The organism is Sulfuracidifex tepidarius (assembly GCF_008326425.1).
In the GTDB taxonomy this organism is placed as follows: Archaea; Thermoproteota; Thermoprotei_A; order Sulfolobales; family Sulfolobaceae; genus Sulfuracidifex; species Sulfuracidifex tepidarius.
In genome coordinates this window covers 592,351-604,737 of record NZ_AP018929.1, presented here as the reverse complement: position 1 = coordinate 604,737, position 12,387 = coordinate 592,351, and the positions used below count along the sequence as shown (strand labels likewise).

Sequence of the window (12,387 nt, the reverse complement as noted above, 5' to 3'; positions counted from 1 at the left end):
GCTAAGGGGAATTTGCGGGTTGTGATGGGATAATGAATTGGGTCTTACTGGTGGGGATTTCTAGCCCACATCCTCAAGCTCACGTACTCCTTGAAGACCAGTAAGTCGGAGCGTTTGTGTAGACCATAGTCAGTTCTCAATATACACGGACTGCCACAGTCTATTCCCCCGCTTTGTGTAGCTAGTTCTTCCGATTCTCCTCATCGCTACATCTTCGGGCGTACTCTACACTGGTGCAAACCCCAGTTCTCCAGAGGGTGTCGAGTTGTTCATTTGACACATCCTGTTAATATCCAGTGTATGACTCTACGATTTAGAGCGGGCATATGACCACTATCCCCTAGTCTCGCGAGTCTTGCGAAGAGTTCCCAGCCTCCAATGTCTTATATCTTTTTGAGAGGAGAATTCACGTCAACTCCGTAGAACTATTATGGCCTAGGGGTCACTCAAGTCCCTCGTAGTGACCCCTAAAGTCTCTCGTCAGAGTTCATGTACCCGAACCTCGCTCCAAACTCCTTCATGAGCATCATGGAGTAACTGCCAGCCCTCCAAGCTTTGGATCCTTGAGCCTTGCGATGTTCGTCCCACCAATAACCCAGCTAGACCTTACCTAGCTCTCAGGACTTGAGGAATGATATCCTTCTGCGTGAGGTTTGAGTCAGTTATATACTAGAATGTGACATAAATATGTATCAAATGCAATTTTTTTAAAAAACAGGTGTTCCTTCTAAAATTGCTGTTTACCGAGGCGAAGAGGTGTCCAAAAGACTCATCTTTGTGAATATTTTAAAGAAAGTTAAATATTATGTTCTTCTAGTTATTGAAGTAATTTCTAGGTTTCGTGTATGCAGTGAGTATTCTAGAAATGAAGAGCTTCGATGAATAGATTGTACTTAATAGTTCGAACTCATAATGGAGTTAATAAACGATAAAGTTCGAATTTCATTGCGACCGAAACGAAATCATTTCAGGAGTTTTACATTTATAAATAGGGTAGTTTCTTTCAGTTAGTGTAAAACACCATGCGACCGGGTTACGGTAAGGAAAGGAAGGGGAAAAGGGTCGAATTATGAGGTGATGGAGGAGACGTAAAATTTATAGGGGAGAAAGGAGAAAATGAGATTGAGGGTAAATAAAACCTTGAGTTGAACCCATAACGGGATTGAAAGGAGGCTGTAACCACGACGTCGTATCTTCCCGCATTAGGGTTGAACCCATAACGGGATTGAAAGTATTGCTTGCCGTAAAGATTAATGGTCATCTAATCACCGTTGAACCCATAACGGGATTGAAAGGATTACATAATCACCTATTCTTACAATTGTATATCCTTTCCCGTTGAACCCATAACGGGATTGAAAGAATTTAACAATTTTATTTCCTACTTTTATTTGAAGGTTTGTTGAACCCATAACGGGATTGAAAGAAATATCGGATATTATACTTATCGTGATAATCGTGATTTAGTTGAACCCATAACGGGACTGAAAGCTCCTAAACGCACCTATATGATAATCAACTTTAGACTCTGGTTGAACCCATAACGGGATTGAAAGTTATTGACGTAATTTATGTCCTTCAAATAAAGGACTCTGGTTGAACCCATAACGGGATTGAAAGATAACTTCAAGTTATAATTACACTTTCATGAAGTCATTGGATTCAAATTTATCAACGCTTTACTCGATTTTTGCATACTCAGCAAAATACGAAGCAATGAGAAAGATATGCGGTAGAAGTGACCTAGATAATTGTCTGGGTTACTTAACAGAGGAGTCAAACCTTTACTCCTCAATAGACCCCGCTTTAGGAGTGTTGAGTATAGGCATGGGAGTTGGAACTCCGATAGAAACCGATGAGAAATTTTTCTCTACTTTTTTGCCCATTTCGGGTTTCCTACTTAAGGTTACGGGTAAGGTGAGTAAAATGGGAGAAACTCTTAAATCCTCAATTTTTCAATAGCATATACTTTAAAGGATATAATAAAAAGTCAAAAAGTAAGTAAATACGACGTCACTGGGTTTTTAAGGGACGGGATAGACATGTTCTTCAAAACTACATCTGTAATTGAAAATAAGGATAATAGGATAGGGATTTCAGTAAATGCTACAATATCTTCATTGGAAAATAAATATAGATTGAATGATCAACATAGGGCTCAAGTATATTCTGCATTGCAAGATATTTTCAATACACTATACTCAATTGAGGAAGAGTCCGACAGGAGTTTAGCTATATCTATTGCAAATACTCTTTCCAATTGGTTATATATCGCATATAAATTAGTTCTTCAAGGTGATAAATCATGAATGGAATTGAAGTAGTCTCAAAAATTTTAGGGAATGAAAAGATAAGTACCTTTTTTGCAGATCTAAGTAACAAAAATAAAGAGAACGCAGTACCCAGAGGAAGAGTAGCCAACATCTTTGTAACAATATTGGCTGAAGGAGAATTGATAATAAGACATGAGGGAGGAGAAGACGTAACTTTAGCAAGCGTTGACAGAGAAAAATACCCAATGATATTGCACGAGAAGTTAGTATCGTCTTGGAGAAGAGAAATGCTCGAGCAATTAAGACGCGATTACGACTCATATAAGGAGGAGATTAAATAAAATAAGGGGTAAAGACAATGAATGGCACTGTTCCTTAAGGGCTACAACCGCTACAGGTAGAAAGGAGGAAAGGATGGGAGGGCTATGCAGAGAATGTCCCAACTGCATGACATTTGGCTACGCAGTAGGAGAGGAAGAGAAGTATAACTTGAAGAGTAGAATAGAAGGAGACGTATATTTAGCAACGTTGCCGGAAAAGAAGAGCATAGTAATAAGGACCTTTAACTTTGCGGGGGTTAAGGGGGCGAAAGTCCCCTTCCGTTAGGGAGGGGATGGATAGCCCCCTATAGAAACATTTTTATATTTACATGTCAAAATTTCCTTAGACCTTGGCTGTAAGAGCTGGGTCAGTACCCTCGGGACTGGGGGAACTTACGCTTGTGGAGAGGAAACCCTCCGTAACCTCTCTTCCACACGGTGCATCAGAGAACGGTTCCGTTCGATGGAACCTCCGCTTTGGGTGAAGGGGGATCGAGGTTCCTCTGAGAAGCAGGAAATCTCCATCGTGAGGTGGGGATGCCCCGTCCGTAAGGGCGGGGTGAGTTCACATACATTTTCCATTGTTCAGAAAATAAGCCTTAACGTTAGTTCAGTAGAAGCTATGACTTTCGTACCTCCTAACGAATTGGCAGTCTCTCCGGGCCATCATTATTTTGAGTTAATTAATATAAGTAATGGAAATATTATAGCTTTTGATTCTTTGCCCGTAACTCTCGGAACAATAAACGGTTATGCTTGGATGTGTTATATACCTTATGATAATGACGTAGTGTTATCTATCCCTAAAGGATCCAATGTTGTTTTATTTAACGACGCTGGAGGATTTATTTCTGAAGCAACTGTAGGAAATTCTCCAAACGGTATAGTTTACGATCCTCAGAATCATGAGGTATACGTCATGAATTACGGACCTTCAACTGTAAGCTATTTTAACGTTCCGGCACCTCATATAGTTGCAAAACCGGTACCTAAGGCTAATTATACTCCTTACTATATCGCAGTAGGAATAGGAGTAGTAATCTTAGCAGTTATCGGAGTAGTAATTTTCATGAAGAGGAGATAAAAAATGTTCTCTCTACAGCCTGGAATAACTCCTTTACCTATAGTTATTGCTTACTTTATAATAGCTTCAATAATAGCTATCTTCATAGTTAAGAAAGGAAAAAATAAAATGAAATTGATGGATTTCGTTGTTGCAGGAATAGGAGGAGTCATAGTTGCTTTTGCAGACCACGTCATTGGAGACGCTATTTTCCTACCTTCGCCCATTTATCCTTTTGTTAATCCCCCTGTGTGGTTCAGAATATTAGTGTTTATCATTGTGATAGGTGTGGTAAGGAAAGTAGGTGCGGGAATGTTAGCTATGGGAGTATTCGATATTACTGGAGATCTAATTCATTTTAGCTTTACTGGAGAACCATTATGGTTAATTGAGGATGTCCTCACTTACGGTATTATGGCTGATGTAGTTATCTACTTAACCCAGGGAAGGATTTTCGGAATAGGGGAAAAGAAACTTCAAGCGTTACTAGCTATTTTTGAAGGCGGTATTCTGGGAATTGTATTCTCTTTTGTACATCCTTTCTTTACTTACGGCTTTATTGCGCCTATTGTCTTCGGATTTGTTCCTGACCAAGCTAGAATTTTCTTCTTATTGATATCTTACATACCAGGGGATATTGTAATAGGAGCCATATCGGCTTTAGCAGCTAATAGAGTAGCAAAGGTTGTAAGAAGTGGAATTTAATGTTTCTTGAAATTAAAGATTTGAAGGTTTCTTATCCAGAAAAATCTTATTCATTATTTTTTGATTCACTGAATGTAAATGAGGGTGAATCTGTTTTAGTTACAGGAAGATCGGGCTCTGGAAAATCTACTTTACTTAATTCAATTAATGGGGTAATTCCAAACGAGATCGAAGCTGAGGAGGAAGGAGAGATCAAAGTTTTTGGATTAAACGTAAAATCCTCAACGATTCAAGAAATCTCCACTAAAGTTGGAACTCTTCTACAGGATCCTGACGCACAAATATTCAATTATTATGTAATAGAGGAGTTAGCTTTCGGAGCTGAGAATTTGAATCTTCCTAAGGATGAGATTATTTCGAGAATAAAAGAAGTTTCCGAATTAGTGGGAATATCGCATTTACTTAATAGGGAAACGTTAAGACTTTCGGGAGGAGAAAAACAGAGGATTGTTTTAGGTAGCATTTTAGCCATGAATCCTAAAGCCTTGATTCTTGATGAACCCACTTCAAGTATAGATTTGAAAGGTACAAAGGAGATACTATCTAATTTGAGAAGACTTAAAGATAGAGTGAGCATGATAATCGCAGAACATAAAATAAATAAAGTAATAGATTTTGTAGATAGAATAATAATTCTAGATAAAGGAAAAATTCTTTGTGACGTTAAAAAGTCTGATATAAGGGAAATAGATTTTGACGAATTGGGTATAGAACCATTAGAAATTAGGAGTCTTCCAGAAAGGAGAAGATTTAATGAAAATATCTTGGAAGCTTACATTAAAGTTTCCGATGGGAAGAGATTAATAGTAGATACTAAAATAGAATTAAAGAAAGGAATAACTGCATTAATAGGGAATAACGGAAGTGGTAAATCTACGTTATTGAAGGCTATTGCAGGAATTTTACCTTCCAATCTAAAATTTTCTGGTTATATTAAAGTAAATGATAGGGAAATTTCTAAGCTTACTGTAGAAGAGAGGGGAGAGATAATAGCTTATTTACCTCAGGACGTAGATTTAATGTTCACCAAGAAGACGGTAAAGGATGAAATTTCATATCCTGCAAAGCTTAGGAGAAAATACAATGAGAAAGTTATTAATGAACTTATTAGAAAATTCAATTTGCCTGAGGATCAAGATCCTTTTCTTCTCTCCGTAGGGCAGAAAAGGAGAGTTGCAATCTCCTCACTCTTAGCTACAGGAGTTAAGGTTTTCTTACTCGATGAACCTACTACCAGACAGGATTGGTATAATAGGAAAATGTTAGGAGAGGAGTTGAAAAGCATTGATGCAAGTTTTCTTGTTGTTACTCATGATCCCTTATTTGTTTATTATTATGCTGATATGGTTTATACGATGGATGAAGGAAAGTTAGGATTAGCTTCTCCAGAGGAAATAATCAAGGATTATTATAAAGGTGATTAAAGATTATTCATGAAATAATTAGCTGGATACTAATAATTGCTTCATCTATTTCTCCTTTTTATCTTCTTTTCAAGGTTTTGGGATTCAAAGGTTTTGAAAAATTAACCACATACGTTGAATACAAAACTCCTTATCATCTGTTACATCCTTTAACTAAACTGCTAATAGTTGTAATTGTAACTATTATTTGTGCCGAATCAATATGGTGGGTAGACTTGATAATAGGGATAGCTTCATTATATTTCTACTATTTATTAAGAAGAATTAGATTAATATTGTCATTTTCTTTGCTCCAAATGATAGGTAGTGTATTGGATTATTCATATTTTGTCTCTCCAGTAGTTCTTAGGGAGATATTCGGAAATAATTTAACCATAATATGGAAGTTTCCTTCATATTTCGTTTTCATGGGTTTTGTCCCTTATCTTACTTTACAAGCAATAATTTACTCTTTCCAAGTTAGCATGAGAATTTGGACAATGTTAATGTATTCAGGATTAATATTTCTCACAACTACTCCTTCTCAAATAATCAGATCATTTCATAAAATGAAAGTACCTATGTCTATAACTTTTGCAATAACTGTAGGCTTAGTTTCTCTTCCCAGAATATTCGACACTGCGGATACAATAATAAAACTTCAATTAATGAAAGGAATAGGATATAAGAAAAGAATCAAATTCCTATATAATTTAAGAGCAATGTTTGAATCTATAATACCTCTCTTCATTTATGAATTCAAGAAAGCTAAGACTGTAAGCATTTCAGCAGAGACGAGAGCATTCATGGCTTACAAAAAGAGAACTTATATTGACGATATAACGTTTTCGAAAATTGATAAAATAGTAGTTACGATAATGATTGCAGCTCTTATTATTGATACTTACTTGGTTATAGTAGGCATGATACCGTCTATTCCTTTCCATCCGTGAATCAAAAGATTTTTTGTGAAAGTCAAAAAAGAGTCTTATCCGGAGAAATCAATAATCCATTTTGAAACTAATTACACCTAATCTCTTAGCATCTTTCTTTTTAAATAACTTTTTCATATCATTAATTATGATAAAGGTAAAAAGGATTTACGATTCTGCAGGGAAGGATGACGGAGTAAGAATATTGGTAGACAAATTATGGCCTAGAGGTATCAGTAAGGATAAAGTAGACGTATGGCTTAAAGACGTTGCTCCAAGCGAGAAATTGAGAAAATGGTATAATCACGATCCCAACAAATGGGAAGAGTTCAAGAGGAAATACTTTGAGGAATTAGAGAAAAACCCTAAAGTTGAGGTATTATTACAGTTAACTAAAAAAGATACTAATGTGACCTTAGTTTACGCTTCTAAATCACCTTATAATAACGCTTTTGCATTAAAAGAGTATTTGGAAAAGCTATTAACAAAGTGAAGGCTAAAATTATAAAATGTATAAGACACCGTTTGAAGTGCTTTGTGGGCTAGTTGAAGGGCGGCTCAGGAGTCCATTGCGAATTGTATTTTCTGGCTTTAAATTAGACTTATCTAATGTACAAATTATTTGGTATATTTTGATGAAAGTGAGAAGAATGAAGATGATCGTAATATTAGTACGATAGCGAGAAAATAGGCCGATAGGTTGTAGTAGAGGGCTATGGCCCGCGCGAGCTGTAGTATCCTCCAGGGAGAGTGAAACAACCCGAACCTCCTCTCTAGGAGGGAGTTGAAGGACTCGACCAGGTTGTTGGACTTTAGCCACTTCCAGAGCTTCTTGTCGGCGATGAGGTAGCTTAGAAGGGTTGGTCTCGGCCATGATCTTGCCGAGCTCGGCGGACGAGGTGATCGCGTCTAAAGCCTCCCTTTCCTCCTTGGTCGTACGCTTCAGGTGGACCAGGCAGCCTTGCCTCCCCACGTGAAGTTCAGCTAGGGAGATCGCCCTGTCCAAGGCCTTGATCCCGTCAGCCACGACCAGGACGAAGCTGGTCTTCTTCCAGACCCTGACCAGGAGACTCCAATAGATGGCGTCCTCAGCCTCGCTTATGATGAGCTCGAGGACCGCCCTGTTTCCCTCCCGGGTCACGCCCATAGCCACGAGGAGGACCGCCTTTCGCCCCTTGAGCTTCACGTACTTCCCGTCAACTATCACGTAGTTGAAGTCGCCTCCCGTTTCAATCTCGGGCATCCAGAGCTTGGCGTTCAACTTACCTCCCTTAACCGAGTAGACCAACATTAGGGACGCGAAGACCTTCCTTTCCTCCCTCAGTAGAGTCTCCTCGACCTGGGTCCTCACCCTCCCTTCACCGTAAAGCACTGGCAGCTTCACCGATATCCACTCCAACTCGTACTTCGTCTCCCTCTCGTCCATCACGATCCCAAACCCCTTCAGGAACCTGTAGCTCGCGTAACCCTTCCTCTTGACCTCCTTACCCCTCTGGTAGCTGGGACTAGTTTTCTCAGCTTCCTCCAAGGCCATCCTCTCGATCTCCTGGACCGGTTTGTTCAATAAGGCGTCATCGGGTAATATCTTGGGGACGAGCGTGAGGGATATCTTCCCAGGTCCCTCTACGAGCTCCATAATCCGGACCCCGTAGAGGGTTACCTCGTTCACAGTTTACAGTTCCATGATATTACCTCATGCTCGCCCCCTATCAGTGTTACCGAAAATGTAGAATCAATTTCTACTATCTAATTCTATAGAAATAAATTGAAATCGCAATGGACTCCTGAGCCGCCCTAGTTGAATTTTCTTAGGCTCTAGACTCACTTCTTCAGTATAAATTCTAAATCAGCAGTTGAATTAGCAGTAAGTTTAATGCAGTCTCTTAGAAAAATTGAATAGACCCACAAAGCAGTATATATTAATTTGTTGAGTCCTTCAATTTCCCTATAACTTAATCCTTTTTATTTCTCTTAAATTTAAAATCCAGCATCAAGATAAAAGTAAATTCTATATCTCTCTGATAAAATTTGGAATAGTTCATAAAACATTAAATACGAAAACAATAAAACAAGCAATTTTAAATGGAACTCCTAGACATTATAATTATGATATTAGAGAACTTATTCCTAACGGATCCTATTAAGTTTGCTTTCGAGATTTACGACTCTAAAGTTTATCATAAATACACGGAATTTACGATAATTGATGAAGGTTATTTAATGATATTCAGAAAATTTAATCCTCCTACTATAATCCTTTACGCTGAGAAAGAAACAACTGCGAAAAAATTACTTTCTGCCATAAAAGAAGATAGTTTTATTCTGTTTATTGAACCAAAGTGAAAATATCTTCTAAATTTCGGTAATGAAAGAATTACCCTGAGCTCTTAATGATATGCAAGGATCCTACTCTTTTTAAGAGAAAAGATATAGGTAATTGGCACGTATTAACTGATGGGAGCGATTACCTAATTCCTGAAGTGAACGATCTGTTCAATAAATTGAATTACATAAAAAGCAAATTTAACTTAACAATTTAACTATTGTTATATTTAAATTTTTGTAAAACCAGTCTTAAACATTTTTAGTAGACAAAATAAGAAATAGATAAAGGGATCAACATATTGGAGATAATCTAATATAATTTTGCTAATAAATTCAAAATAAGTTGCATGAGAATACTTCCTAAGCTGATTTTATCGCAGATTTGTATGTTTCTTTTATAAACAACCTGACTTTCAATTAATGAGAAAGTCCTAATTTCTACCTCTACACCTTTTTGTAAAGCTTCAAAGAACTTTTCTGAGAATTTTTTATCAGTCTTAACATTATGGTAAAAACATTCAGCGTCCCTCATTACTAATATCAATAACTTAGCGTTATACTTCGTCATACCTTAAAAGACAAGGTTTATCTCAGGCCTACACGTGACTCGAGACCTTAAAGTTGGACGCCAAGGGGGAGTCTTGTCCTTTAAAGTCTGATGAAGTATATATCCTTTTTCCTTAAGTTTTATTAGTTCTTCAAGATGCCTTCTACCTCTTTCAGTTGGGGCATCCGGAAACATTGCCACGCCATTTTCGACAAGGCTGCATCCCTTAACTTCGATGAAAGTATTTCCGTCTTGAAAATCAATTCTACTATTCCCTACTTTAACCTCAGCTTTGGCATTAGGTAAAAATTTTTTAGCAGTATCATTATGAATGCTTGAATCAACAACTACCCATAAATTATTCCATACTGCAGTAACTTGACATAAAGTTTTCCTTTTATTACCGTTAACTTCTCTAACTAAAATCTTGTTCCCTGGATAAATTAACTCCTTTAATCTGCCTGGATCGTGAAGATGACAAAGTTTTCCTGATTGAGTTAAAACCATAAATCTGTTTAATTAATTATAGATAGACATAACATTACAAGAAATTTAGGCTTTCACTTCCAGTTTAATACTATAAAGAACTGAATGCATTGTCACCAGATAATTTCCTGCTTGAGCGCGGCGTTTACCTTATTACAACCTGCTTTATCCATGTCAAAAATAACGTACTCCATGCGGTTCTCAGATGTTTCTTCTTCTATTATCAAACCGACGGCCCCTCCTTCTATAGTCAAACCGGCGGGTTGTAAACTTACGTCTCCTCCTTCTTCTGATAAGTCTGCGGAGCGCCGAGAGCACTATGAGGAAGACCACTAAAAAGAAAACCAAGTATCCCAGGGTATAGCCGTAAGTGGACAAAATATTGCTCACAGACGGATTGTTACCCCCTTGTCTGAAGTAGAGCTCTGGAAGCTCCTTCACGTTTACTTGGTTCCAGAAGGTGTTATTCCCGGGGATCACGAAGGCCCTTCCATCCACGTCGATTACCCTGAGGTTGTCTGCTTCTTCCCCAGTCATGCCGAATGTATATAGAGGAGACGGGGTTACAACTTTTCCGTTTAGTAAAACCATCTGCAGCCCCAAACTAGCGTTCATTTGCTCGAAATAGGTATACTCGTAGTTGCCTTCTCCTACGAAGACCAAGTCAAGGTCGTATGGATCGCCACTAGGCGTAGCATTGAACGGGTTAACGAGCAGGAGTGCCGAGATAGTATCCGTCTGGTGTATCGTCACGTTGTCGTACCACACGACCCCAGAGCCGAGGTTATACCCGAAGGAGACATTTATAGATTCAGGAGTGATTGAGACAAGCTTTGTGTAAAGGACGACAGAGAACGGGAGCGAGTAGTTCGCTGGGATGTCTGGCGAGGCGTAGTAGTACTCGTCCCTGCTCTCAAGGAAATACACGTAACCCTCTCCAGTGACACTTGTGTTGGTAAGCGTAGATTTTCCACTCGAATAGTTCCACACATTGTCCTCTATACAATAGGCGTCTTTGTCCGTAACGAACTCCACCACGTTCTGTAGCCAGTAAACATAAGTACCACGTGTAGTGTTAACCTGTAGTACTGCGTTCATTTGTAGGCTAGACCCCCAGGGGTTTACTCCTTTAGGAGGGGTGGCGTTGTAGGCTAATATGGAGTATACGGTCGCATACCCTATCGCCTCTTGGTACGGTGTCACAAACCCCGTTATTCTCCCCGACTCGTTCACGATACCGTAGAAGCCCAGTCCTATTGGCGCTGGAAGCGAGGAGTGATAGACCAGCGGTTCTATGGGTAACGCATGGGCACTGAGATGGACGCTCACAGTGACGCTCACAACGTTGTTGTAGACAACAACATAATACTCCCCTCCTAAAACCTCAAAGTCACTGTCGAGGCTTTGCGTGACCTCTCTGTAAAGGGATGAATACTTGTCGCCCTGAGAGAACTCCTCGAACTGATGTTGGTTCATAACCATCAAAGTGACCGGGGCAGACGCTTTCAGTTGGACGTAGACGGACTGGCCATTGTATACTGTAACGTTGCAGTAGAGGTAATAGTCATGAGTAAGTGTGCTGTCACCGGTGGTCACAGAGCTGTAAGAGCTGGCTAGGTAAGCCTGAATCGGTGAAAGAGACAGGAATAGGAGAAGTGCGATGCGGATCCAATTCACAGGAAAAACACCCACTTAAAGGTGGTGCTCCAACCTTCTAGAATGCGGGCAAGCTCTACATGAAGATAGATCTCAGTTTTTCTCGATATACATCCTTCCCTCGTTATCTTCGATTGCTCTTTCAAGTCACGGTTGTGTGATTTCATGAATGAAGAGATAAGGAATAGAATATAATAAGGATTACTTATAAACTTTTTAAAGTGACCCTCTGTGAGGCTGACTATGTTCCCATCTTGTTTCCCTAACGTGATATATAGACGTATATATAGAGGTGACGTACACAAACGCTCCTATTATCTGCATTAACGATAATAACGGGGACGTCAGTGTAAATGACGTGAAGTTCTAGAGCAATTGTGAAGTCAGAAAACGGTGGTATACCACTGGTGAACGCGTTGAGTAATCTCAACGTCTCTTCAGACAACGGTAATATATAAGTGAACCTCATTCGGTATTATGAAGGTAGTATGCTACCTGACATTGGGTAACGGGGACATTTACATCGATACAGTACTGTCGGTAAACGTCGTCACGACTCTGGGTTTGGATTATCACTCTTGTGATATATGCAAGTGTTAGTAATGGATCCGTGAACATGTCCTCAGGCTGATGCCTTGGAGGTCTAGAAGTTAACCTCTCTTTCCCCCGTATGTTTT

At 39.0% G+C, this 12,387-nt stretch carries 12 protein-coding genes, 2 pseudogenes and 1 CRISPR repeat array; of the genes and pseudogenes, 11 read left to right on the top strand and 3 right to left on the bottom strand.

The genetic code is table 11. From position 1 onward, the window contains the following. Nucleotides 1–1,144: 1,144 nt before the first annotated feature. Nucleotides 1,145–1,620: direct repeats of the CRISPR family, unit length 25 nt; unit sequence GTTGAACCCATAACGGGATTGAAAG. A gap of 27 nt (nucleotides 1,621–1,647) precedes the next feature. The 9 genes from IC007_RS13680 to IC007_RS02730 all read left to right on the top strand — a co-directional run bounded on the left by IC007_RS13680 (nucleotide 1,648) and on the right by IC007_RS02730 (nucleotide 7,189). After that, complete coding sequence (locus tag IC007_RS13680; protein WP_232048987.1) at nucleotides 1,648–1,962, top strand: hypothetical protein; 315 nt, start codon at nucleotides 1,648–1,650, stop codon at nucleotides 1,960–1,962. Between the two features lie 80 nt (nucleotides 1,963–2,042). Further along, a complete protein-coding gene (locus IC007_RS13675) occupies nucleotides 2,043–2,309 on the top strand; it encodes a hypothetical protein (protein WP_054846800.1) in 267 nt (88 codons plus the stop codon). Next, a complete protein-coding gene (locus tag IC007_RS13670; protein ID WP_232048986.1) occupies nucleotides 2,306–2,614 on the top strand; it encodes a hypothetical protein in 309 nt (102 codons plus the stop codon). Before IC007_RS13675 ends, IC007_RS13670 begins: the two co-directional genes overlap by 4 nt. Further along, a complete protein-coding gene (cas7d, locus tag IC007_RS13665; protein ID WP_306344638.1) occupies nucleotides 2,583–2,879 on the top strand; it encodes a type I-D CRISPR-associated protein Cas7/Csc2 in 297 nt (98 codons plus the stop codon). The genes IC007_RS13670 and cas7d overlap by 32 nt, the downstream gene beginning before the upstream one ends. A 177-nt stretch (nucleotides 2,880–3,056) precedes the next feature. Continuing rightward, nucleotides 3,057–3,677, top strand: a complete 621-nt coding sequence (locus IC007_RS02750; protein WP_054846801.1) for a YncE family protein — start codon at nucleotides 3,057–3,059, stop codon at nucleotides 3,675–3,677. 3 nt (nucleotides 3,678–3,680) lie between these two features. Further along, complete coding sequence (locus IC007_RS02745) at nucleotides 3,681–4,361, top strand: hypothetical protein (protein WP_054846802.1); 681 nt, start codon at nucleotides 3,681–3,683, stop codon at nucleotides 4,359–4,361. After that, nucleotides 4,361–5,785, top strand: a complete 1,425-nt coding sequence (locus IC007_RS02740; RefSeq protein ID WP_149528318.1) for an ABC transporter ATP-binding protein — start codon at nucleotides 4,361–4,363, stop codon at nucleotides 5,783–5,785. The genes IC007_RS02745 and IC007_RS02740 overlap by 1 nt, the downstream gene beginning before the upstream one ends. 77 nt (nucleotides 5,786–5,862) lie before the next feature. Then, nucleotides 5,863–6,717, top strand: coding sequence for an energy-coupling factor transporter transmembrane component T family protein (locus tag IC007_RS02735; RefSeq protein WP_162302105.1), 855 nt, complete (start codon nucleotides 5,863–5,865; stop codon nucleotides 6,715–6,717). A 127-nt stretch (nucleotides 6,718–6,844) separates the two neighbouring features. Continuing rightward, a complete protein-coding gene (locus tag IC007_RS02730) occupies nucleotides 6,845–7,189 on the top strand; it encodes a DUF488 domain-containing protein (RefSeq protein ID WP_149528316.1) in 345 nt (114 codons plus the stop codon). Nucleotides 7,190–7,314: 125 nt separating this feature from the next. On the opposite strand, the pseudogene IC007_RS02725 reads toward IC007_RS02730, so the two are convergent. Continuing rightward, nucleotides 7,315–8,332, bottom strand: a pseudogene (locus IC007_RS02725) (transposase). Nucleotides 8,333–8,802: 470 nt separating this feature from the next. On the opposite strand from IC007_RS02725, the gene IC007_RS02720 reads away from it, so the two are divergent. Further along, on the top strand, nucleotides 8,803–9,039 hold the full coding sequence (locus IC007_RS02720) for a hypothetical protein (RefSeq protein ID WP_232048985.1): 237 nt from the start codon (nucleotides 8,803–8,805) through the stop codon (nucleotides 9,037–9,039). A 412-nt stretch (nucleotides 9,040–9,451) separates the two neighbouring features. On the opposite strand, the pseudogene IC007_RS13655 reads toward IC007_RS02720, so the two are convergent. Together IC007_RS13655 and IC007_RS02705 are read right to left on the bottom strand one after the other, a co-directional pair. Next, nucleotides 9,452–10,075 (bottom strand): annotated as a pseudogene (locus IC007_RS13655) (DNA/RNA nuclease SfsA); the annotation flags it as partial. 180 nt (nucleotides 10,076–10,255) lie between these two features. Further along, nucleotides 10,256–11,731: a thermopsin gene (locus IC007_RS02705; RefSeq protein WP_149528315.1), complete on the bottom strand. Its 1,476-nt coding sequence runs from the start codon at nucleotides 11,729–11,731 to the stop codon at nucleotides 10,256–10,258. 456 nt (nucleotides 11,732–12,187) lie between these two features. Here IC007_RS02705 and IC007_RS14025 point away from each other — a divergent pair, with 456 nt between their 5' ends. Continuing rightward, nucleotides 12,188–12,310, top strand: a complete 123-nt coding sequence (locus tag IC007_RS14025; RefSeq protein WP_256202592.1) for a hypothetical protein — start codon at nucleotides 12,188–12,190, stop codon at nucleotides 12,308–12,310. The last annotated feature ends 77 nt before the right edge of the window (nucleotides 12,311–12,387 follow it).